The 22,084-nt window shown below is 38.5% G+C and carries 20 protein-coding genes and 2 riboswitches; of the genes, 15 read left to right on the plus strand and 5 right to left on the minus strand.

Annotated features, from left to right (window positions below; all coding sequences use genetic code 11):
• Positions 1 to 33 precede the first annotated feature (33 nt).
• Positions 34 to 750 carry a 3-ketoacyl-ACP reductase gene (locus ACOMCU_RS23520; protein ID WP_010857110.1) on the plus strand — a complete coding sequence of 239 codons (717 nt, stop codon included), beginning with the start codon at positions 34 to 36 and terminating at the stop codon, positions 748 to 750.
• A 165-nt stretch (positions 751 to 915) separates the two neighbouring features.
• Here the strand turns inward: ACOMCU_RS23520 and ACOMCU_RS23525 are convergent, their stop codons facing one another.
• From ACOMCU_RS23525 to ACOMCU_RS23535, 3 genes are all read right to left on the minus strand, one after another.
• Positions 916 to 1,890, minus strand: a complete 975-nt coding sequence (locus ACOMCU_RS23525) for a proline dehydrogenase family protein (protein WP_010857111.1) — start codon at positions 1,888 to 1,890, stop codon at positions 916 to 918.
• Between the two features lie 74 nt (positions 1,891 to 1,964).
• Positions 1,965 to 2,717, minus strand: coding sequence for an ABC transporter permease (locus tag ACOMCU_RS23530; RefSeq protein WP_421051589.1), 753 nt, complete (start codon positions 2,715 to 2,717; stop codon positions 1,965 to 1,967).
• The gene (locus ACOMCU_RS23535; protein WP_010857113.1) at positions 2,714 to 3,445 is read right to left on the minus strand and encodes a phosphate ABC transporter ATP-binding protein; all 732 of its coding nucleotides are present in this window, start codon (positions 3,443 to 3,445) and stop codon (positions 2,714 to 2,716) included. Before ACOMCU_RS23535 ends, ACOMCU_RS23530 begins: the two co-directional genes overlap by 4 nt.
• A 125-nt stretch (positions 3,446 to 3,570) precedes the next feature.
• Here ACOMCU_RS23535 and ACOMCU_RS23540 point away from each other — a divergent pair, with 125 nt between their 5' ends.
• Complete coding sequence (locus ACOMCU_RS23540) at positions 3,571 to 4,071, plus strand: methylated-DNA--[protein]-cysteine S-methyltransferase (RefSeq protein ID WP_421051590.1); 501 nt, start codon at positions 3,571 to 3,573, stop codon at positions 4,069 to 4,071.
• Between the two features lie 58 nt (positions 4,072 to 4,129).
• Here the strand turns inward: ACOMCU_RS23540 and ACOMCU_RS23545 are convergent, their stop codons facing one another.
• Positions 4,130 to 5,425: an ammonium transporter gene (locus ACOMCU_RS23545; protein ID WP_421051591.1), complete on the minus strand. Its 1,296-nt coding sequence runs from the start codon at positions 5,423 to 5,425 to the stop codon at positions 4,130 to 4,132.
• Between the two features lie 13 nt (positions 5,426 to 5,438).
• Positions 5,439 to 5,780: a P-II family nitrogen regulator gene (locus tag ACOMCU_RS23550; RefSeq protein ID WP_010857116.1), complete on the minus strand. Its 342-nt coding sequence runs from the start codon at positions 5,778 to 5,780 to the stop codon at positions 5,439 to 5,441.
• A gap of 312 nt (positions 5,781 to 6,092) precedes the next feature.
• Between ACOMCU_RS23550 and ACOMCU_RS23555 the strand changes: the two genes are divergently transcribed.
• The 13 genes from ACOMCU_RS23555 (at position 6,093) to ACOMCU_RS23615 (ending at position 21,737) form a co-directional block, all read left to right on the plus strand.
• Complete coding sequence (locus tag ACOMCU_RS23555) at positions 6,093 to 7,562, plus strand: nicotinate phosphoribosyltransferase (RefSeq protein ID WP_010857117.1); 1,470 nt, start codon at positions 6,093 to 6,095, stop codon at positions 7,560 to 7,562.
• 15 nt (positions 7,563 to 7,577) lie between these two features.
• A complete protein-coding gene (gene nadE / locus ACOMCU_RS23560; RefSeq protein WP_010857118.1) occupies positions 7,578 to 8,402 on the plus strand; it encodes an ammonia-dependent NAD(+) synthetase in 825 nt (274 codons plus the stop codon).
• 166 nt (positions 8,403 to 8,568) lie between these two features.
• The gene (locus ACOMCU_RS23565) at positions 8,569 to 8,889 is read left to right on the plus strand and encodes a hypothetical protein (RefSeq protein ID WP_010857119.1); all 321 of its coding nucleotides are present in this window, start codon (positions 8,569 to 8,571) and stop codon (positions 8,887 to 8,889) included.
• A 450-nt stretch (positions 8,890 to 9,339) separates the two neighbouring features.
• Positions 9,340 to 9,978, plus strand: coding sequence for a nitrous oxide reductase accessory protein NosL (locus ACOMCU_RS23570; protein WP_010857120.1), 639 nt, complete (start codon positions 9,340 to 9,342; stop codon positions 9,976 to 9,978).
• 60 nt (positions 9,979 to 10,038) lie between these two features.
• Positions 10,039 to 11,310 carry a right-handed parallel beta-helix repeat-containing protein gene (locus ACOMCU_RS23575; RefSeq protein ID WP_421051593.1) on the plus strand — a complete coding sequence of 424 codons (1,272 nt, stop codon included), beginning with the start codon at positions 10,039 to 10,041 and terminating at the stop codon, positions 11,308 to 11,310.
• On the plus strand, positions 11,307 to 11,759 hold the full coding sequence (locus ACOMCU_RS23580; protein WP_421051594.1) for a nitrous oxide reductase accessory protein NosL: 453 nt from the start codon (positions 11,307 to 11,309) through the stop codon (positions 11,757 to 11,759). Before ACOMCU_RS23575 ends, ACOMCU_RS23580 begins: the two co-directional genes overlap by 4 nt.
• Complete coding sequence (locus tag ACOMCU_RS23585; RefSeq protein WP_010857123.1) at positions 11,756 to 12,568, plus strand: ABC transporter permease; 813 nt, start codon at positions 11,756 to 11,758, stop codon at positions 12,566 to 12,568. Before ACOMCU_RS23580 ends, ACOMCU_RS23585 begins: the two co-directional genes overlap by 4 nt.
• Positions 12,568 to 13,245 (plus strand): ABC transporter ATP-binding protein, encoded by a 678-nt coding sequence (locus ACOMCU_RS23590; protein WP_421051595.1) that lies wholly within the window; start codon positions 12,568 to 12,570, stop codon positions 13,243 to 13,245. Before ACOMCU_RS23585 ends, ACOMCU_RS23590 begins: the two co-directional genes overlap by 1 nt.
• 293 nt (positions 13,246 to 13,538) lie before the next feature.
• Positions 13,539 to 14,483: an AAA family ATPase gene (locus ACOMCU_RS23595; RefSeq protein WP_421051596.1), complete on the plus strand. Its 945-nt coding sequence runs from the start codon at positions 13,539 to 13,541 to the stop codon at positions 14,481 to 14,483.
• Entirely contained in the window at positions 14,480 to 15,661 is a 1,182-nt protein-coding gene (locus ACOMCU_RS23600; RefSeq protein WP_421051597.1) for a DUF58 domain-containing protein, read from the plus strand. Before ACOMCU_RS23595 ends, ACOMCU_RS23600 begins: the two co-directional genes overlap by 4 nt.
• On the plus strand, positions 15,658 to 17,841 hold the full coding sequence (locus tag ACOMCU_RS23605) for a transglutaminase TgpA family protein (RefSeq protein WP_010857128.1): 2,184 nt from the start codon (positions 15,658 to 15,660) through the stop codon (positions 17,839 to 17,841). The genes ACOMCU_RS23600 and ACOMCU_RS23605 overlap by 4 nt, the downstream gene beginning before the upstream one ends.
• Positions 17,842 to 17,876: 35 nt before the next feature.
• A riboswitch (purine riboswitch) is annotated at positions 17,877 to 17,978 on the plus strand.
• A gap of 153 nt (positions 17,979 to 18,131) precedes the next feature.
• Complete coding sequence (gene guaA, locus ACOMCU_RS23610) at positions 18,132 to 19,685, plus strand: glutamine-hydrolyzing GMP synthase (protein ID WP_010857129.1); 1,554 nt, start codon at positions 18,132 to 18,134, stop codon at positions 19,683 to 19,685.
• 515 nt (positions 19,686 to 20,200) lie between these two features.
• Positions 20,201 to 20,302, plus strand: a riboswitch (purine riboswitch).
• Between the two features lie 130 nt (positions 20,303 to 20,432).
• Positions 20,433 to 21,737 (plus strand): NCS2 family permease, encoded by a 1,305-nt coding sequence (locus tag ACOMCU_RS23615; RefSeq protein WP_010857130.1) that lies wholly within the window; start codon positions 20,433 to 20,435, stop codon positions 21,735 to 21,737.
• Positions 21,738 to 22,084 lie beyond the last annotated feature (347 nt).

Below are 22,084 nucleotides of genomic sequence, written 5' to 3' on the forward strand. Positions count from 1 at the left end.
GATCTATAAACTATTCAAAAGGGAGTAAGAGCTATGCAAACTATATCTGGAAAAAATGCGTTAATTACTGGTGCGGGTCGTGGCATTGGACGTGCGACAGCAATCGCCTTTGCGCAAGAGGGCATAAACGTCGGTCTTGTAGGTCGTACAGTGGAAAATTTGCAACATGTTGCCGAAGAATTAAAGGCATATGATGTGAAAGTAGCCATTGCGGCAGCTAATGTAGCCGATTTAGAGTCGATAGAAAAAGCGGTTGAAAGTATTCGGACGGAATTAGGTCCTATTGATATTTTAGTAAATAACGCAGGTATTTCAAAATTCGGCAAGTTTTTAGAACTTTCACCGGAAGACTGGACAAATATCGTAGATGTAAATGTAAAAGGTGTGTATTACACGACACGTGCAGTATTACCTGAAATGATCGAACGTGAGTCAGGCGATATTATTAATATTTCATCTACTGCAGGGCAAAAAGGTGCACCGATTACAAGTGCATATAGTGCATCGAAAGCAGCTGTTATCGGTATGAGTGAATCATTAATGTTAGAGGTTCGTAAGCATAATATCCGCGTTGTGACGTTAACACCAAGTACAGTGGCGACAGATATGGCTGTCGAGTTACAACTAACTGACGGCAATCCTGAAAAAGTTATGCAGGCGGAAGACCTTGCCGACTTAATGGTGGCACAATTGAAGTTACATCCACGTGTGGTATTAAAACATGCTGGTCTATGGTCAACAAATCCTTAACAATGTGGCGGGAAGCAAATTCTCGCCGCATTTTCTATTTTGTAAGGTGTTTATTGAAAAAATGAAAAAATCGTCCATAAAATGCACGTGGTACATTATGATGAAATGTATAATTGTATGATAAAAAAGACCTTATCGCCATGAAGAGGCGATAAGGTTCAATCATTACTTATTGCGCTTTGTTAAGCGTCCAAGAACGAATGCACCTGCTGCAACAGCAAGGACTGTATTCGTTTTTTTCGTAAATACTTGCTTCGTTACAAGGTTAATGTTTTGTGGGCGCTCCGCTAAACGACGCATAAAGTAACCGTACCAATCTTCGCCAAATGGTACGTATACGCAGAAGTTATAGCCTTCTTTTGCCAGCTCTTTTTGCATGTCCGTGCGGAAGCCGTAAAGCATTTGGAATTCGAATTTATCAAGCGGTATATTATTGTCAGCAACAAAGCGTTTTACATGTGCGATGACGTTATGGTCATGTGTTGCAATTGATGTGAATTTACCATGAAGTAAATGATATTCAATCAGCTCGATAAAGTTTAAATCGATATCTAATTTATCCTGGAAAGCAACTTCCACAGGTTCTTTATATGCTCCTTTTACAATGCGTAAACGATAGTTTTTGAATTTCTCTATATCGTCTTTTGCACGATAAAAGTATGATTGAATAACTGTACCGACGTTATTAAACGTTTTAGAAAGTTCTTCTACCATATCAAAGGACGTTTGGAGACGACCGTAATCTTCCATATCAAAGTTAACAAAAATATTATAGGCAGCGGCTTTTTCAACGATTTCATATAAATTGTCATAGCAAAAATCAACGTCAATATCTAAGCCCAACTGAGAAGGTTTAAGTGAAATATGGGCGTTGACACCGTTTTCATGAATCGCTTCAATAACAGCAAGGATTTGTTCTTTGGCTGCAGATGCTTCTTCTTCACTAGCAACAAATTCCCCTAAATTATCAACTGTACAAGAGATATTATGGGCATTTAGTTCTTTGATGCTTGCAATCGTTTCTTCTATATTTGTACCAGCTACTACATTTTGGGCTCCTAATTTTAAGCCGTATTTTTTAGCAGTACTATTTAATAGTTGGTTCTCAGATAATTGAATGAAAAAATCGCGTAATAACATGGTCATTCTCCTCACAGCATTTTTCTTTTTAGTATAACATATTTGGAAAAAATGTAATGGATTCGATGTTACAATTATTTGTTTTCTATTATTTGCATACGTTCATTAAATAATACAGGATAGCTTAAAAAGCCTATCATTATGCTGGATAATGTTGCAGTTGTTAGAAGTGCGAAAATGATCAATAGTTGAAATTGTACGGCTTGGATAGGGTCTGCACCACCGATGATTTGTCCGCTCATCATGCCTGGTAATTGTACAAGTCCAATTGTTTTTTGACTTTCAATTGTTGGAATCATACTGGCCTTAATAGCACTGATTAATTGCCGATGGATCGCCTGTTTTGGGGTACCTCCAAGTGATAAAATGAGCTCAATCTCATTTTGATGACCTGTAATTTCTGCTGTGAAACGATTTAAAAATAGTATTGATAATACCATAGAATTTCCAATTAACATTCCGCTAATAGGAATGATATATTGTGCTGTTGCAGGTATAATGCCAAAACCAATTAATACGCCTTGTGTCACAATTTCGACTACAACAAGGGTAATGGCAATCTTCCATGTAATCCCTCTTATTCCTTCCCCTTTTTTACGAGTATTTAGGGTTGCGACAATAATCATCAATGCAACCATCAACAAAATAAAAATAATGCTTCCTGTATCAAAGACAAGTTTTAAAATGTAGCCAACTGCCAATAACTGAATAATGGAGCGTATAGTCGCAATAATTGTATCCTTTTCAAGGCCAAGCTTTAACGCTTTTGATAATAACAATGGAATTAACACAAAAATCAATGTAAGGGAGAGTGCGGTATATGTCATGCGTTTACCCCCTGTACAAATTCTGCAACACGAGGATTAGTTGGTGCATTCAGTAGTGAGCTTTGGCCAGTTTCAATAAGCTCTCCATCCATCATAACCCATGTATAATGACCAATCGTTAGTGCCTGATGTAAATTGTGTGTAATCCAAATCATCGTGACATTGTATTTTTTGTTTAATGTCACAATGAGTGCCTCGATGTCCTGTACTGATTGACGATCGAGAGCAGAGGTAATTTCATCTAATAATAGGATAGACGATTGGTTGATGAGGGTACGCGCGATTGATACCTTTTGGCGTTGTCCACCGGATAATTCAGTTGTTGAACGTTGTAAAAAGCTTTCATCTAGTCCGACGTCCTGTAGATACTGGATTGCTTCTTGTTGAGTAAGTGTTTTTCCTTGTAGTGAACGGGGAAGGGCTAAATTATCAAAAACCGAACCGGCAATCATTGGCGCGGCTTGAAGAGCAATACCTACCTGTCTTCGTAAAGTAGTGGGCTCATAGGTAGAAATTGGCTGATCATCAATCAAAATTTGCCCGTCTGTTGGTGTTAGTAGCCCATTGCACATTTTCAGTAACGTTGTTTTACCTGCACCAGATGGACCAACAAGTGTCGTAATTTTGCCCTTTGGTATGGACCCAGTAATGGTTTTTAAAATAGCCTTGTTATTCATTGAAAAGCTGATCTGTTGAAAGTGAATTGCAGGCTCGTATAACATTTTCATATAGTAGAAACTCCTTTATACTAGTAGGTAATATTAATGTAGCATAGAAAGGAATGGATGCTACAGCTATTTTCCATTTTCATAGTAGAGTACTAGTAATACGTTATGTAAGGAGAACAGGAAAAATGGATATTTTATATGTGGATACGATAACTTATGCCCAGGGAACTATGTACATTGTTGCATCAGAAGAAGGTCTTGTTTATATTGGAACGCCCAATGCGCCATTTGATGAAGTAGAAGTGTGGGCAAAAAAGCCATTTAAAGGCTATAGCTTTGAAGCGAATAAAGAAAAATTAGAGCTATACGTTAAACAATTAACAGCTTATTTGAACGGGCAACTTACTGAATTTGATCTACCGGTTCATGTGAAGGGAACAGCTTTTCAGCTCGCTGTCTGGGATGCATTAAAAGCGCTTCCTTATGGTACAACAACATCGTACTCAGCGATCGCACAAGGAATTGGCAACCCAAAAGCGGTAAGGGCGGTTGGGAGTGCAATCGGCGCCAACCCAATATTGGCTATCATTCCGTGTCATCGTGTCATCGGGAAAAATGGTAAACTAACAGGTTTTCGTAGTGGTTTAGCAATGAAAGAATTTTTACTTCAATTAGAGAGAGCGTAAAAGAAGGAGTCGTCTCAAATGTTCTGTGAGACAGCTCCTTTTTGCCAGAAAGTTTTCTTTATACATGTTCCTCTTGTACATTTGTTGGAGATTTTCCGAAATGTGTTAGTCGTTGAGCAAATGTTTCCCCTTGTACAGCGGAACTTTTAAAGATATCTTGGTATTCATAAGCGGCCGTACCGTGTTCCATAACATCTAGACCAGCAACCTCTTCCTCCGCTGTTACACGTAATGGGATAAATGCTTTAATAATGAATAAACCAGCTGATACAGATACGCCAACCCAAGCGATTGTTGCGATGACACCAATTGCTTGAATACCAAGTAAAGCAAACCCTCCACCGTAGAATAAACCTTGACCACCAACATCGAATAATCCAACAGCGAGAGTACCCCAAATGCCACAAACACCATGAACGGCTATCGCTCCTACAGGATCATCAATTTTTAGCTTCCACTCAATGAAGCGGACACCTTCCACTAATAATGGCGCTGCAACCATACCAATTATCAGTGAACCGATAATGCTGACGTTCGCTGCACCAGCCGTAATACCTACAAGACCTGCTAACGCACCGTTTAGTGTTAAGGAGCCATCAATGTGACCGTAGCGAAATTTAGTATAGAAGGCAGTAGCGACAACACCAGCAGCAGCAGCGAAAAATGTGTTACTAATCACACTAGGTACAAGTTCGGGGTCGGCCGTTAAAGTAGATGCCCCATTAAAGCCGAACCATCCAAACCATAGTAAGAACACACCTAATGCGCCTAGTGGAATACTATGACCTGTTATAACGTTGACGCGCCCGTTTTCATATTTTCCTAGACGAGGGCCAATGATTGCTGCCGCCACAAATGCTGCTACTGCACCTGTTAAATGAACAACAGTTGAACCGGCGAAATCTACGAAACCTAGATCCGTTAACCAGCCTTGACCGCTCCAAACCCAGTGACCTACCACAGGATAAACCAATAACGTCATTAAAACGATAACTCCTATATATGCAAAAATATTCGTGCGTTCTGCTACAGCACCAGATAGGATGGTTGCACCAGTTGCTGCGAACATTGCTTGGAAGATAAAGAACGAAAGATCATCTACGCCATTTAAAGCAAAGCCATTTGTTCCGATGATACCGCCGGCTGTATCGCCAAACATAATCGCGTATCCACATAAGAAATAAACGATACCGCCAAGTGAGATGGTAAGAAAGTTTTTCATAATAATATTGACTGCGTTTTTCGATCGCGTAAATCCTGCCTCAACCATGGCAAATCCTGCATGCATAAAAAATACTAAAATTGTTCCGAGCATAACCCATACTAAATTTACAGATAACATCACTTCATCCATTTACATCGCCCCCTTAATCTACTGCAATTGATCCGACTTCTTTAGTGCGGATACGAATTGCCTGTTCTACTGGATAAATAAAGATTTTACCGTCTCCAACTTTGCCAGTCGCTGCATCACGTAATAGAACTTCCACAATGGCATCGACCTTTACATCATCGACAATCATTTCCAACTTTAGTTTTGGTAAAAATTCAATTTCATAAGTGTTCCCACGAAATAATCCCGTCCGGCCTAATTGGCGTCCACAGCCAGCAATTTCTGAAATACTTAGACCTGCAATTCCTTCTTTTGCAAGACCGTCCCTAACAGTGCCGAAAACTTCGGGACGGATAATTGCCTCTATTTTTTTCATCAAAACCAGCTCCTTGCGTTAATTTAATTTACATGTTAAAACGGAGAGGTATTCAACGCAATTGTTTTTTTGAAACATATGTGAGGTTATGTAACATTATATATTTTGTGTGTCGTAGTAAATTGTAAAAAAGCTAATTATTTAAGGAATGTAAGCGGTGCTAAAATTTGTGTCTAAAATATGTACGATTCGAAATTTTCTGATTATTTATGTGAGGAAATCTAACATCATTTCTCTGGAATGTTAAACGCAAGAATTTGGGTATATAGTGTATACTAGGACTAATTATGATAGCGGAAGAAGGGTTTTCTTATGAGATCAAACTATGTTGACGATAGCTTAGCGTTGCACACAGACTTATATCAAATCAATATGGCGGAGTCCTATTGGGCTGATGGCATACATAATAGAAAAGCAATTTTTGAATTATATTTTAGAAAATTACCGTTTGGTAATGGCTATGCCGTGTTTGCAGGGTTAGAGCGAATGCTCGAGTATTTGCGAGATTTTCGCTTCAGTGATTCAGATATTGCGTATTTACGTGAAGTGGTTGGCTATAAAGAGGACTTTATTGATTATTTAAAGAATGTTCGATTTACAGGGGATATGTATTCAATGGTGGAAGGTGAACTTGTTTTCGCAAATGAACCAATTGTACGCATTGAAGCACCATTAGTGGAGGCGCAACTGATTGAAACGGCGCTACTAAACATTGTGAACTATCAAACCCTTATAGCAACAAAGGCCAGTCGTATTAAGCAAATTGTAAAAAATGAAACGGCCATGGAATTTGGAACACGTCGAGCGCAAGAAATGGATGCAGCTATTTGGGGAACACGTGCGGCCTTCATCGGTGGTTTTGCATCTACTAGTAACGTTCGTGCAGGTAAATTATTTAACATTCCTGTATCGGGCACACATGCGCATGCGCTTGTGCAGGCGTATAAAAATGATTACGATGCCTTTCATGCTTATGCTAAACGTCACCGTGATTGTGTATTCTTAGTGGATACTTACAACACATTGAAATCAGGTGTGCCATCAGCGATTAAAGTAGCGAAGGAACTTGGTGATAAAATTAATTTTGTTGGTATTCGCTTAGATAGCGGTGATATTGCTTTCTTGTCTAAGGAGGCACGCCGTATGCTGGATGAAGCTGGCTTCCATGATGTGAAAATCGTGGTTTCCAATGATCTCGACGAATACACGATTTTGAACTTAAAGGCGCAAGACGCACGTGTGGATGTATGGGGAATAGGTACAAAGCTTATAACGGCTTACGATCAACCTGCATTAGGGGCTGTTTATAAAATGGTTGCTATTGAAAATGATGATGGTCGGTTAGAAGATACGATTAAAATTTCTGCAAATGCTGAAAAAGTATCGACACCAGGCCTCAAAAATTTATATCGCATTATCGATCGGAAAAATGGCAAGGCAGAGGGAGACTATATTACGATGCATGATGAGGACCCTCAATCCCAAGAACGCATTAAAATGTTCCACCCGGTGCATACATTTGTATCGAAGTTTGTGACGAACTTTGAAGCGAAAAATTTACATCAACTTGTTATTAAAAATGGGGAAGTTCGCTATCAAAATCCTACTTTAGAAGAAATGCGTACTTATGCTGCGGAGAACTTGGAGTTGCTATGGGATGAATATAAACGTTCCATGAATCCAGAGGAGTATCCGGTCGATTTAAGCCAAAAATGTTGGGATAATAAGATGCGTAATATTGAAGAAGTTCGGGATATGGTCAATAGAATTGTGAAAGAGTAAGGAGTGGAAAGCGATATGACTTTACAGCAACAAATCATTCAGGAATTACGTGTATTACCGTCAATTGATGCACAAGAAGAAATTCGAAAATCCGTTGATTTTTTGAAAGCATACGCCCGTAAATATAGCTTTATAAAAGGTTTTGTACTTGGTATATCAGGTGGACAAGACTCTACTTTGACAGGAAAACTAACACAACTCGCGGTTGATGAATTAAATGCAGAGGCAGGAGAAGTGAAATATTCGTTTTGGGCAGTTCGTTTACCGTATGGCGTACAAGCAGATGAACAGGACTGTCAGGATGCCATTGATTATATAAAACCTTCGAAAACCTATACAGTAAACATCAAAGAATCGGTTGATGCCAGTGTCCGTGCATTAGCAACTGCTGATGTGGAGCTAAGTGATTTTGCAAAAGGGAATGAAAAAGCACGTGAACGAATGAAGGTACAGTTTTCTATTGCTGCGATGAAAAGCGCTGTCGTTTTAGGAACAGATCATGCGGCAGAGGCAATCACTGGTTTTTATACAAAATTCGGTGATGGTGGAGCAGATTTAATGCCGATTTATCGTCTTAACAAACGTCAAGGTAAGCATTTATTGGCGGCGTTAGATTGCCCACAGCATCTGTATTTAAAAGTACCAACAGCAGATTTAGAGGAAAATCGTCCATCATTACCAGACGAAGTGGCCTTAGGTCTGACTTATGATCAAATTGATGATTATTTAGAGGGAAAGGAAATTCCTAAAGAGGCACGTGAAAAGCTAGAAGGGCATTATTTACGATCACAACATAAACGCCATATGCCAATCACAATTTTTGATGATTTTTGGCAATAAAATAAGTTCATGGGAAAAGAGCTGACCAAAAGTGTGATTATACACTATGCGGAACAGTTCTTTTCTACTTTTTTTTATGTAATTGGTTCTGTTTGCTTGATTTCGAGCATATAATGTCGATATAAATACCTATAAAGCTGATAAAAAGAAAAGGGGGGTAATTATTTTGAGGACTTCTAGAGTAAGTGCAACGACAAACAGTACTTTTCGTAATGAACAGCAGTATTTGCATGCAGGTGACATTAGCCATAATTTCGGACAGAATCCGAAACAAAAATTTAGACAGAGCATGAGTAAAAATAAGGAAAATAAACAGCCGCTTATTAATAAACAAATGAAGCAACACGGTCTAAATAAAATAGAAGTTGCTTACGTTGACAGCGGTAGCGATCTGCAAATCCGTAATGAGCTATCTGAAACCGCTATAAAATTAAGTCGAATAAGCAAGCAAAAGAAGCGTCTCACTAGTTACCTCTCTTCTATATAACCGTCCGTGAAATTGACCCTCTCTACCATTTATGGTGGTGGGGGTTTTTGTGTTTTCAAAAAAGCAGAGTGACCACTCGAGTGAGGCTTCGTATCGCTCAGGAAACGCACGCGAACGCTCGGGTAAGTCCGTGTATCGCTCAGGAAACGCACGCGAACGCTCAGGTAAGTCCGTGTATCGCTCAGGTCCCGCGCAGAAACGCTCGGGTGAGCCTGTGTATCGCTCGGCTCCCCCCACGTCCCCCAACGTAAAATCGGTTTAGCTAAAACCCATAATCGAATACTCGAACAAATGTCCATTCACTAAATAACCCAACAAAACCTTGATTTCGAGACGTTCAATAATTATTCAAGAAGATTTTTCCAATTCTTCACAGGGATTTTCATCTTATTTCACAACTTATCTGTAATGTATTATTTGCAACAGAAAAAAGATTTGGGGGAAGCAGTTGTGAAAAAATTATGGATACCTGTACTAGCGATTTTACTATTACTAGGAGCATGTGGTACAGAAAAAACGCAAGTAAAGGAAGATGAAACTAAGCAAGAGGTAGGGGGAAATAAATCAGAAATGCAGGATAATTCTGTGCAAGTTGCTTCGTTGGCTGATCCGCGGTTACAAGAACCGAAAGAAGATACTGTTTGTGAGATGTGTAATATGAAAGTATATATGAAGGATCATGATATGGGCGTTTTTTCTACACAAGCGATTAAAGAGGATGGGACGATTGCTTTTTATGATGACATCGGTTGCTTATTAAATGCAGAGGTAGCAAATGAAGAAACAAATGAAAAGTTTGTTCGTGATTACATTACGAAGGACTGGGCAAAGGTTGAGGATGTCACAATCGTCAAAACGGAGCTGAAATCACCGATGAACTGGGGGTATATTTATTTCACTGATAAAGCACATGCAGATAAATATATCACTGAACATCCTAAAGCGTATGTAGAAAAATTACAAAAAATAAAAGATGATGCACTAGAGCGCCGCAAAAAGAAAATGCAAGAAAAAGAAGCAAATGGTGAAGTGGAGCCAATGCAAATGGAAGAGAAGAATCATGAAGAAGGTCATGATCATAATCACTAATACTGGAAGGCTAGGGGATTCCTCTAGTCTTTTCAGGCTGAACTGGGAGGTAGTGGTATAGTGAAGAAAATAAGCAGTGTCTTATTGTTTTTTCTAGTTATGAGCCAGACGGTCTATGCAGATTTTGATGTGCAAGAAGCCATTGATGCAGCAAAACCTGGAGCAATAATTTCCATCCCTACTGGACATTACAAAGGTAACTTTGTTTTAACAAAAAAAATAACACTGCGTGGTGAACAAGGGACTGAACTTGTCGCACTTGGGAACGAGCCGGTGCTTCGTATTGACGGTTCCACTAAGGTGACGATAGAGAATATGACGTTATCGGGAACAAAACAAGCAATTGTGGCAAGTGATGTAGACGGTCTAGAGCTGCGGCATCTAAAAATGAAGGATATTCATGCGGGTGTGCATATTCAACGCTCGAAAAATGTGCGTATCCAACACATTGAAGTGACTGGTAAACAGGCGCATTATTCGAAAAAGGGCAATGGACTAGCGATTTTTCAGAGTGAAGATGTTGTGGTAGAGGACGCGAACATAAACCATGTACAGGATGGGATTTACGTGGAAGAAGTGAAGAATATACGTGTACAAAATAACACAATAGCGAACAGCCGTTACGGGATGCATTTTATGTATTCAAGTAATGCACAGGCGTTTCATAATACATATCAAAATAATGTTACGGGGCTCATGATTATGATGACAAGCAACATTTCTATCAAGGGCAATCATCTAGCAAACCACAACGGTTTAAATAGTTACAGTATGTTGTTATATGACGTACAGCAAGCGGTTGTTGAGCTAAATACAATTAAGAACAATCGAACAGGTGTGGCGTTGCAAAAAAGTACAGGTATTCACATAGCGAGTAATGATTTTCAAATGAATCAAACGGCACTCGAGGGAACGAAGGTAGATGGCCATTCAAAGGTGACGAATAATCAATTTACAGGCAATATCTTAACGGCACGCTCAGATCATCAAGGCTTTTTACTATCGAATAATTATTATGATGATTACGCGGGCATTGATTTAGAGAATGACGGTATGGGTGACGTTCCATATGTGGCTGTGTCAAGTTTTGGACAGTGGATGGTGCGTCAGCCTGTATATCAATATTTTGTGGCATCACCTAGCGTGGTTTTACTCACTTCCCTGGATCAGCAAATAAATAAAACCGAAAAGTCGGTACTCGTGGATGTTACGCCGAAGCTAATGATGGACCAAATAACGGAAAAGAGCAGAACAAATATTAAACAGTTATTACTAGGTTTTCTCATTATAATCGCTAGTGTCTGGCTATGGAGAAGAGGAATGATGGAATGAAAAAATGGATACTAATTGTTGTTGTGTGGTGCGTATTATTAGTTGGCTGTAATGAAAAAGCGTATGAACCACGTGAAATTGTTGGTGAAACGGATGTTTGCAAAATTTGCAATATGAGTATTGTTCACAATAAGTATGCAGGGCAAATTGTTTTAAAGAATGGCGATTATGAAATGTTTGATGATCTAGGGTGTCTAATGGAATATATTGATGCCAATGGAGATGAAGAGATTGGCGCTGCATTTATCAAGGATTCGACGGAAAATGAGTGGATTGATGTTTTTAAGGCGACGTTTGTTTACAGCAAAGAGTATTGGACCCCCATGAATTATGGTGTATTGGCTTTTAAAACGAAGGATACAGCAGATAAATGGATGACTACCGAAGGAGATGGTCAGGTTCTTGTTTATAAAGATTTACAGGATTTTAATTGGGGGATTCACCAATGATGCACAGTATGCTCATGAAGCTTGAATTGAAGCAGATGTTGAGAAGTCGGTGGATGCAACTAGTAGGTTTGCTGTTTACATTCGTTTTTACAGCTATTATCGTCATTCAGCAAATGGCGTTACCTGATGTTGAAGGTTTCACGCGCCAAACAGCTTCATTTTTAAATGTATTACTATTTTTATTACCGCTATTTATTTTAACAATTGGTAGCATGAGTGTTGCTGGTGATATAGAATCGGGCTGGTTTTCTTTATTAAAGACATATCCCATGACAAGGGCACAATACATTGTCGGAAAGTATATGGCAGCTGTTTGTGCTTTTGTATTAGTTGTTGTAGTAGCGTTCGGCGTTGTGTTGGCACTTGGAGGATTTCTTGGTGGCGTGCGTTTACCACTGATCTTTATTACGTTGACGTTAATGTGTATTGTGATATTCGCATCTCTAGCAATTGTCATTGGGGCGTTTGCAAAAACAAGATTATTTGCGCTGTCTTTGTCACTTGTTTTATGGTCGTTTTTTTTATTGCTTTTATCCTACGCATTAATGGCGATTGGTACTGTAGTTGCAGGGCATATTTTACAAAAGCTAACGGTTATCGTAATACACATTAATCCCGCAGAATGGCTACGCTTTGGTTACTTCATTTTTTCTGATCAAGCGAGTGTACTTGGACCTGCGTTTTATGGAGTTACACAGTTTTACTCGTCCTATTTAGGTTATATAGTCTATGGGGCAGTAACATTTCTTTGGGTAACTATACCGTTACTATGTGCAAATAAGCTACTACAGAAAAGAGGGAAACGTTAATGTTACTTGAGGTGAAAGATTTATCGAATGTATATGAAAATAATAAAGGTCTAAAAAAAGCGTCCTTTTCTGTACGGGCAGGACGTATTTTGGCACTTGCTGGCGGTAATGGTGCGGGTAAAAGTACACTTATTCGTCTTATAACTGGTCAAGAAAAACAAAAGGCTGGGGAGCTTATTTGGCGGGAGCGACAAGCCATTCGTTTTATGCCGGACGATATAGATTTTCCATCGATGCTAACGGCAGCAGAAGTTATACAGTTACTCGCTTCGTTAAAAAAAGTAGGGCCAAATGAGCGGGAAAAGGTCTTAAAACGAGTTGGATTATGGGATGTGAAGAAACAAAAGGTTCAGCAATTTTCAAAGGGGATGCGTCAGCGTCTTAACCTAGCACAAAGTTTACTTGGGAATGGGCACTTGCTTATTTTAGATGAACCAACAAATGGTCTGGACCCCTTCTGGATTGCTGAGCTGAAAAAAATGATGTTAGAAGAAAAAGCAAAAGGTTATACAGTAGTATTCTCCACGCATCTATTAGCCTTTGCAGAGGAGGTAGCGGATGATGTGCTGGTTTTACATGAAGGGGAAATATTAATTGCCGGTGACTTGAAAGAAATCCTCGCAGAAGAAAATTGCACTACTTTAGAAAAATTATGGCTAAAAAAATTAAATTTGTAACGTTTTGATAGATAATGTCGTTATATAGTAGTAGGTGGGCTTGTTTGAAAAAACTTCAGACAAGCCTTTTTTAATGAGCTTTAAAGGGCGGCCATGAATCTTCATCCATAAAAAATCACGAATAAGAAAAGGGAATAATGCCCATAATGGACTAAATAAAATAGCTAAATATATATTATCCAAATGATAGGAATTCCAGATAATTGTGTTACTATGAAGTTTTCGTTATGCTTAAATCAAGTTATCGTGCAATTCACACAATTGTTTGATGAAATAAGGAGGTATTTTAATTTATGAATGCACAAATACAAACTGTACTAGAGAACATAGAAAAAGTGATGATTGGGAAAAGGGAAGTAGCAGAACTAAGTATAGTGGCATTGCTCGCAAGGGGGCATGTACTATTAGAAGACGTGCCAGGTGTTGGTAAGACAATGATGGTGCGCGCACTTGCAAAATCTTTTGATGCACAGTTTAAACGTATTCAGTTCACACCTGATTTATTGCCGTCTGATGTTGTAGGTGTATCTATATACAATCCCAAAACAATGGAATTTGAATTTCGACCAGGTCCAATTATGGGCGATGTCGTGTTAGCAGATGAAATTAATCGAACATCTCCGAAAACACAATCAGCTTTATTGGAGGGAATGGAAGAAGCTTCTGTCACTATTGATGGTAATACGCTAAAAATATCTCAGCCATTTTTTGTAATGGCTACCCAAAACCCTATTGAACATGAAGGAACTTATCCACTACCAGAGGCACAGTTAGATCGATTTTTACTAAAAATAAAAATGGGTTATCCGTCAAGAAGTCAAGAGGTAGAAATACTACGCCGAGCAGAAAATGGAAAGCCAATTGAAAAGATTGATGCTGTACTATCGGTGGCACAATTAATTGAATTGCAGGAGCTTGTCCAAGGTGTCTACGTTGAAGATTCAGTTAAAAATTATATGGTTGAGCTGGCTACGCAAACGAGGGACAATAGCTATGTTCATTTAGGGGTTAGTCCACGTGCGACAATTGCTTTAATGAAGGCATCCCAGGCATATGCGTTTATAAAAGGGCGTAGTTTTGTGACACCAGATGATGTGCAGTATCTAGTACCTTTTGTCTTTAGCCACCGTATAACACTAAAGCCTGATGCGCGCTATGATAATGTAACATGCGAGGAAATTATTGAACGGATTATTGCGAAAACGCCTGTGCCCACAAAGAGGTTTGCAGAGCAATGAAAAAGTGGCGAGCTCTATTTGAGAAAAGTAAACATTTCCTATTAGTGAGTTTACTGATGCTAATAACGTTCTGTTATGCGATGTTCCAAGGGGGCTTTGTTAGCTGGTTTGTATTTTTTACCGTTAGTCCATTTTTGCTATATGCCTTTATTTTTTTACTAGTAAGGGAAGAGATAGTGGGGATAGAACGTAAAATTGAACCTTCACATGTAGAAAGTGGCCAATCAGTGAAAGTGACAATAAGCTTAGAGCGAAAAACACGCTTTCCTTTTGTTTATATGATGATGGAGGAGCTTGTTAACAGCGAATCACTTGTCCAATCAAAAGTACTAGGCACAAATGTTATTAAATTTGTTGGCTTTGCGAAAAAGTTTACTTGGAATTATACACTTGAAAGTTTACCACGTGGGGAACATCGATATTTAGGTGCAACCATTGTCTTTAGTGATTTTTTTGGATGGGCAAAGAAGCGCAGAGTAATAGAAAGAGAACAAATCGTTTTAGTGTACCCAAAGGTAAGAGAAATGGTATACGCTGCACTACAAACGAAATTAGATATTGGCACAATGATGTCACCTTATTCGGTTGTGAAGGATACATCAATGGCAGTAGGTTTACGCGAGTACGTGCCAGGTGATCGTTTTTCTTGGATTCATTGGAAATCTTTTGCGAAAACTCAAACACTGCAGTCAAAAGAATTTGAAGATCGTCAGTCTCAGGAATTGTTGTTAGTGCTTCATATGGAGGCTTCTCCTTTATTTGAAGACAAGGTTGAGCTTGCTGCTTCCATGTTACAAACGATTGTGCGAGGACGTGGAGATATTTCTTTTGTTTCAACAGGGCCAAAAACGAAGGTGTTCCCATTCATTCAAAGTGAAAAGCAACTAGATCAAGTTATGCGTCATTTAGCTGCAATAAAACCTATCAAAAATGCTGAATTTCAATTACGTAATCAGCAAAGCTTTAAGCAGGGTGCATCACTGTTATTTGTTACGAACGAAATATCGGATGATTTACTACATAGTCTTGCCAATGCAGTGAAATACTGTATTTGTTTTGTAGTCGCAGAACAACCGCCAAAACAGACAGATATAGCAAAACGATATAAACAAATTCAAATTGTGCATGTTGATCCAACAGAGTATTATCACTTGTTCACGGAGGTGGTGAAGCCGTGAAAAAACCACTAGGAAATTTTGTGGAATTAGCAATTGCATACGTTGTTATTTTCTTTATTTTACGTGAATGGCTCGTACCAGTAATGGAGTTAACGAATACGAGTCTAATCCATTTGTTTTTAGTGTTTATTGGCTTAGCGCTTGTACTTAGTTTATTTGATGTCCATCCGTTGTTGTCGGGGCCTGTGAAACTTGGCTACATTACTTGGTTTATTGTATTTGTGTATAGCGGTAGCCCTGTGTTATCTGGAGAGACCCTACCATTTTTAATAAATGAATTGAAAGTGAATACGGCAACCATTCTTGCTGGGAACTTTGGACAAGTCTCCGATTCGTTTAGAACTGTACTATTTCTTGCGCTTATTTGGATGCTAATATACCTAATTCACCACTGGATTACTGTGCACAAGAATATTTTCTATTTCTTCTTGTTGACCGTTTTTTTCATCGCTACACTAGATACATTTAGTGATTATGACGGGAAAGTGGCAATCGTTAAAGTTGTTGTACTTGGTCTTATCATGACAGGGGTGTTATTTGTCAAGCGTTTGTGGCTTCAAACAGATACGCCAAGTGATGCAGTAGGGAAGTGGAAACTCGTTATACCAATGATTGTTTCCGTAATGATTGTAAGTTTAGTAGCCTTCTTTTTACCAAAAGGGGGACCAACATGGGCGGACCCAGTTCCATTTATCCAAAGTGTTACGGGGCAAGGAGAATCAGGAACAGGTAAAAGATCGGTTGGCTATAGTGAGGATGATAGTCAGTTGGGGGGGCCGTTCAAAGGTGATGATACACTCATTTTTACCGCTAGTTCTCGTGACCGACATTATTGGCGTATCGATACAAAGGACACCTATACCTCCAAGGGCTGGATTCACTCTAATGGCAATTTTGAAGAAGCGATTTATCAAGATAATAGCTTAATTGCTACTTCACTTCAGGTGGGACCTCCTGAAAATGAACGTGAAATTCAGATGGATATTATGGTTCCTATGCCATTTTTAATTCAAACATATGGCATGCAATACATTTCAACAGAAGATCCTACAGTACTTATTCAGAATGCGCAAACGGAAAAAATTTTGACAAAGCAACAAAATGGAGATGTTAAATTACTATCTAATTATACGATAGCTTATAGTGAACCAAACTATAGCATGCAGCAACTTCGCTTATCGGAGCCATCGATGCTTGAAACGTTAGATCCGGATTTAAATCGCTTTTTACAACTACCAAATACGCTGCCGCAACGAGTAAAGGATTTAGCAGAAGACTTGATACAAGATAAAGCTACAGTGTATGAACAAGTAAAGGCAGTGGAAGCTTATTTTTCAAGAGGTGGCTTTAGATACGATAAAACAGCTTCGGCTATCCCAGCAGCAAATCAAGATTATGTTGATCAGTTTTTATTTGATACCAAAATTGGCTATTGTGATAACTTCTCTACTTCAATGGTTGTACTGTTGCGTTCAGTAGGTATCCCCGCACGATGGGTGAAGGGTTTTGCGCCAGGCAATATGGGACCAATATCAAGTGGTGAACGTGAGTATCGTGTAACAAATGATAATGCACATTCGTGGGTAGAAGCTTATATCCCTGGGACAGGTTGGATTGAGTTTGAACCTACAATTGGCTTTTCAGGTACTGTTAATATCGATTATGATTTACAAGATGAGCCATCGCAACAAGAGGAAGTGTTACAGCCGGAAGAACCGAAAGAGCAACCACAAAAACAACAACCGGAAACAAAAAAAGCAACGACTAGTTCTCCATTTAGCTTAAGTGACGTTTGGACGTGGTTAAAGAAACACAAATACGTATGGTTATCTGTTATTGTTTTAGTGGCTGTTGTGAGTTTAATGCTATTTATGCAACGTAAAACATGGATTCCTAAGATGCAGGTGCGTGCTTATCGTAAAAAAGAAGCGGATTGGACAAATTTTGATGCTTCTTATCAAGTGTTAACGAAGCAATTATCACGCATCGGCCTACGTCGAAAAGATGGTGAGACATTAAGGACGTTCGCGCAGCGTGTAGATGCCTCATTAGAGACTACTGAGATGCAAAAGCTAACTGCGGTGTATGAGCAACATATTTATGGCAATGATGTCAAGGACATTGATTTTGTGAAACTGAAAGAAAGTTGGGAATATTTAATCAATCGCACAATGAGTTGATTTTAGTGGGTACAAAGAGTAAAATGAAAAAAATTATATATGATTAGGATTGCTTTCATATAAGTTCGAAAATAGGGTTCGGATGTCTCTACGAAATCACCGTAAATGATTTCTCTATGAAGGTGAATGTTTTGGTTAGGTGAGAAGTTTAGAGAATCACTTTTCTTTACTACGCATTCGCCTTTATAATTCAAGAACTTATGGACGCGTAGGAAGTTTTTTACTTTCGTACGCGTTTTTATTTGAACATATGAAAAAATCCTTTAAAAATAGAAGAAGAGGTGGAAATATTGTCAGCAAGCCCTTTATTAAAAGAGCAAGAAAAAATCGTTGTTTTAGACTTCGGTAGTCAATTTAACCAATTAATTACGCGTCGTATCCGTGAATTTGGTGTGTTTAGTGAATTGCATCCTCACACAATTACAGCAGAAGAAATTAAAGGCATGAACGCAGCAGGTATCATCTTTTCAGGTGGTCCAAACTCAGTTTATGATGAAAATGCCTTCCATGTAGATCCGGCTATTTTTGAATTAGGCTTACCAATCTTAGGAATTTGCTATGGTATGCAATTAATGGCTTATACGCAAGGCGGTAAAGTTGAAGGTGCTGAAACACGTGAATACGGTAAAGCAGAAGTACAAGTAACAGTTGCTAACAAATTATTTGGTGATTTACCAACTGAACAAATCGTATGGATGAGCCATGGCGACCATGTAACAGAAGTACCTGCGGGCTTTGAAGTTATCGCAACAAGTGCTGCTTGTCCGATCGCTGCAATGGCGAACGTAGAACGCAAACTATATGCAGTACAATTCCACCCAGAAGTTCGTCACTCTGTATATGGCAATGACTTACTACGTCAATTTGTATTCGATATTTGCGGCGCTAAAGGTGATTGGTCAATGGCGAACTTTATCGAGCTTGAAATTGCTAAAATTCGCGAAACAGTTGGCGACAAAAAAGTATTATGTGCCCTTTCTGGTGGTGTGGATTCTTCGGTTGTTGCGGTACTAATTCATAAAGCAATCGGTGACCAACTTACTTGTATGTTCGTAGACCACAACTTAAACCGTAAAGGGGAAGTTGCTCAGGTTATGAAAACATTCACGGAAGATTTCGATATGAACCTTATCAAAATCGATGCACGCCAACGTTTCATGGACAAACTTGCGGGTGTTTCTGATCCAGAGAAAAAACGTAAAATTATCGGTAACGAATTTATTTACGTATTCGATGAAGAAGCATCGAAACTGGAAGGTATGGATTTCCTAGCACAAGGTACGTTATATACAGACATTATTGAATCGGGTACAACAACTGCTCAAACAATTAAATCTCACCATAATGTAGGCGGTCTGCCAGAAGACATGCAGTTCAAACTAATTGAACCACTAAAAACACTATTTAAAGACGAAGTGCGTGCTTTAGGTCTAGAGCTTGGTCTAGATGAGAAAATCGTGTGGCGTCAACCATTCCCAGGTCCTGGTCTAGGTATCCGTGTACTTGGTGAAGTAACAGAAGAAAAACTTGAAATTGTGCGTGAATCTGATTTCATTTTACGTGAAGAAATCGCAAAAGCAGGTCTAGATCGCGACATTTGGCAATACTTCACTGTATTACCTGATATCCGTTCAGTTGGCGTAATGGGCGATGCACGTACGTATGACTACGCAATCGGTATCCGTGCAGTAACATCTATCGACGGTATGACTTCTGACTGGGCACGTATCCCTTGGGATGTATTAGAAAAAATTTCTGTACGCCTAGTTAACGAAGTAAAACACGTAAACCGCGTGCTGTATGATATTACATCTAAGCCACCAGCAACGATTGAGTGGGAATAATCTAGATATTTACGTTTTAAAATGCTTTAGCAGCCTTGATTGTTCTTGCAACAATTGAGTGAAAAAAACTCTCTTTTATTTGCGTTATATGCAAATAAAGGGGAGTTTTTTTATGACTACTAATTTGAATGTCAATGGTTTTTAAAATAAAACAGGGGATAGGGACGTATACATATTAGGAAAAGTCATGGGCTTCCTTGAATATTAAATTTAAAAGTTTGTAATACTAGGGGAAACAGTATTAGTTCAATCTACTAGATGTCAATTTAAAAGGTTTTGGACTTCGGATTGGTATTAAATATAGTGTTTATTAAGAGTTTATACTAATAATCATTGAGACAAGATAAAAATTTGAAGAAAAACGTAGTCTTGCAAAAGGGTTCTTTTCTACGTTTTTGTGATGTTTTTATAAAACATGAACATTAAATTAGTATTTTACACGAACTTTCGCATTTTATTTATATGAAATGTTCGGAAATAGGCTTGAAATCTGAAAAATGAAATGATATATTACAAATGTAAATTAAATAAGTCGTCGTATAATGTCGGGGATAAGGCCCGTGAGTTTCTACCAAGTTACCGTAAATAACTTGACTACGATTTAGTGTTATACGAATGTATAGACACTAATAAATTTCACACAATAGATGTGATGAAATGTATCGTAGACATGCGACTAGTAGAATAGTCAGTGTGTCTTTTTTTGTTTTCGATATTGAAGACGACAACACGGAGGATTTTTTAATAATGAAAAAGTATTTCATGTTCGATGAGCTGGGCACGAATTACCGTCGCGAAATAATCGGTGGTATTACTACTTTCCTTGCTATGGCTTATATCTTAGCAGTTAACCCGAATATCTTAAGTAATGCGGGTATGGATACAGGTGCAGTTTTTGTTGCTACGGCATTAGCGGCAGCAGTAGGTTCGCTTATTATGGGGATTTTTGCTAAGTTCCCAATTTCATTAGCTCCTGGTATGGGACTTAATGCATTTTTCGCTTTTACTGTGGTAGGAGCATATGGTATCCCATGGCAAACAGGGTTAACAGGCGTATTTTTTTCAGGGATTATTTTCATTATCCTTTCATTGACAGGTATTCGTGAAACAGTTATTAATGCAATACCAGCTCAACTCAAATATGCAGTATCAGCTGGTATTGGTTTATTTATTACATTTGTTGGCTTACAGGGTGCTGGCATTATTGAAGATAGTCCGGCAACTTTAGTTACATTAGGGTCATTTACAGGTTCAACATTATTAGCAGTATTCGGTATTATTCTTTCAGTCATCCTAATCATTAAATTCCGTAGTATCGGTATCTTCTTAGGGATGGTTATCACTGCAATCGTTGGTATGATTACTGGTGTAATTACACCACCAGAAGCAGTTGTTTCGGCGATTCCAAGTGTAGATTCAACTTTTATGGTTGCACTTAACCCAATTTTTAATGACTTTGATTCTTTACTAAACGTAAAATTTTTAGTTGTAGTGTTAACATTTTTATTCGTTGACTTCTTCGATACAGCGGGTACATTAATGGCAGTGGCAACACAAGCTGGATTGGTAAAGGACGACAAATTACCACGTGCAAGCCGTGCCTTAATGGCTGATGCACTTGCAACAACAATCGGTTCTTTGTTCGGTACTTCAACTACTACTGCTTATGTGGAATCAACTTCAGGTGTAGCTGCGGGTGCTCGTTCAGGTTTTGCTGCAGTTGTAACGGCTGTATTATTCCTAATAGCATTATTTTTCTCACCATTACTTGCTGTTGTAACTCCTGCAGTAACAGCCCCGGCACTTGTTATCGTAGGTGTATTAATGGTATCGTCTTTACGTTTAATTGATTGGGATAAATTCGAAATTGCAGTACCGGCATTCTTTACAATATTAATGATGCCTCTTGGTTATTCAATTGCAACTGGTATCGCAATTGGTTTTGTATTTTATCCAGTGACAATGCTTTTAGCAGGTCGTAAAAAAGAAATTCACCCTATGATGTACGGATTATTCTTTGTCTTCCTTGCATACTTTATCTGGGTTCGATAATTTTAATGATAGAAGCGCCACTAAACTTTCTGATAGGTGGCGCTTTTTTTCGTTCATTTGAACTTTACTATTAATATAGAAGAAACTTGTTTTATTATAAACTGAATAGTTTTACTTTAATAAAACCCTTGCAAACTATTTTTTGCGATGGTATATTTAATCACGTTGTTACGAGAACAAACGAACAACAAAACAAAAACTAAACAAAGTGTTGACAATAAGTTAACAACATGTTAAAGTATAAAAAGTTACTTAAACAGTAACTAACAACATGAACCTTGAAAACTGAACAAGCAAAACGTAATCAACAAAGTTTTTAGTAGCGAACTTCGGTACGTGAATAAAAC

This window comes from Lysinibacillus sp. UGB7 (genome assembly GCF_049058285.1).
Lineage (GTDB): Bacteria > Bacillota > Bacilli > Bacillales_A > Planococcaceae > Lysinibacillus > Lysinibacillus sphaericus_B.

Coding starts and splice junctions, on each gene's coding strand:
- ACOMCU_RS23520 (WP_010857110.1), top strand. CDS start 34: ATGCAAACTATATCTGGAAAAAATGCGTTAATTACTGGTGCGGGTCGT.
- ACOMCU_RS23525 (WP_010857111.1), bottom strand. CDS start 1,890: ATGTTATTACGCGATTTTTTCATTCAATTATCTGAGAACCAACTATTA.
- ACOMCU_RS23530 (WP_421051589.1), bottom strand. CDS start 2,717: ATGACATATACCGCACTCTCCCTTACATTGATTTTTGTGTTAATTCCA.
- ACOMCU_RS23535 (WP_010857113.1), bottom strand. CDS start 3,445: ATGAAAATGTTATACGAGCCTGCAATTCACTTTCAACAGATCAGCTTT.
- ACOMCU_RS23540 (WP_421051590.1), top strand. CDS start 3,571: ATGGATATTTTATATGTGGATACGATAACTTATGCCCAGGGAACTATG.
- ACOMCU_RS23545 (WP_421051591.1), bottom strand. CDS start 5,425: ATGGATGAAGTGATGTTATCTGTAAATTTAGTATGGGTTATGCTCGGA.
- ACOMCU_RS23550 (WP_010857116.1), bottom strand. CDS start 5,780: ATGAAAAAAATAGAGGCAATTATCCGTCCCGAAGTTTTCGGCACTGTT.
- ACOMCU_RS23555 (WP_010857117.1), top strand. CDS start 6,093: ATGAGATCAAACTATGTTGACGATAGCTTAGCGTTGCACACAGACTTA.
- nadE (WP_010857118.1), top strand. CDS start 7,578: ATGACTTTACAGCAACAAATCATTCAGGAATTACGTGTATTACCGTCA.
- ACOMCU_RS23580 (WP_421051594.1), top strand. CDS start 11,307: ATGAAAAAATGGATACTAATTGTTGTTGTGTGGTGCGTATTATTAGTT.
- ACOMCU_RS23585 (WP_010857123.1), top strand. CDS start 11,756: ATGATGCACAGTATGCTCATGAAGCTTGAATTGAAGCAGATGTTGAGA.
- ACOMCU_RS23590 (WP_421051595.1), top strand. CDS start 12,568: ATGTTACTTGAGGTGAAAGATTTATCGAATGTATATGAAAATAATAAA.
- ACOMCU_RS23595 (WP_421051596.1), top strand. CDS start 13,539: ATGAATGCACAAATACAAACTGTACTAGAGAACATAGAAAAAGTGATG.
- ACOMCU_RS23600 (WP_421051597.1), top strand. CDS start 14,480: ATGAAAAAGTGGCGAGCTCTATTTGAGAAAAGTAAACATTTCCTATTA.
- ACOMCU_RS23615 (WP_010857130.1), top strand. CDS start 20,433: ATGAAAAAGTATTTCATGTTCGATGAGCTGGGCACGAATTACCGTCGC.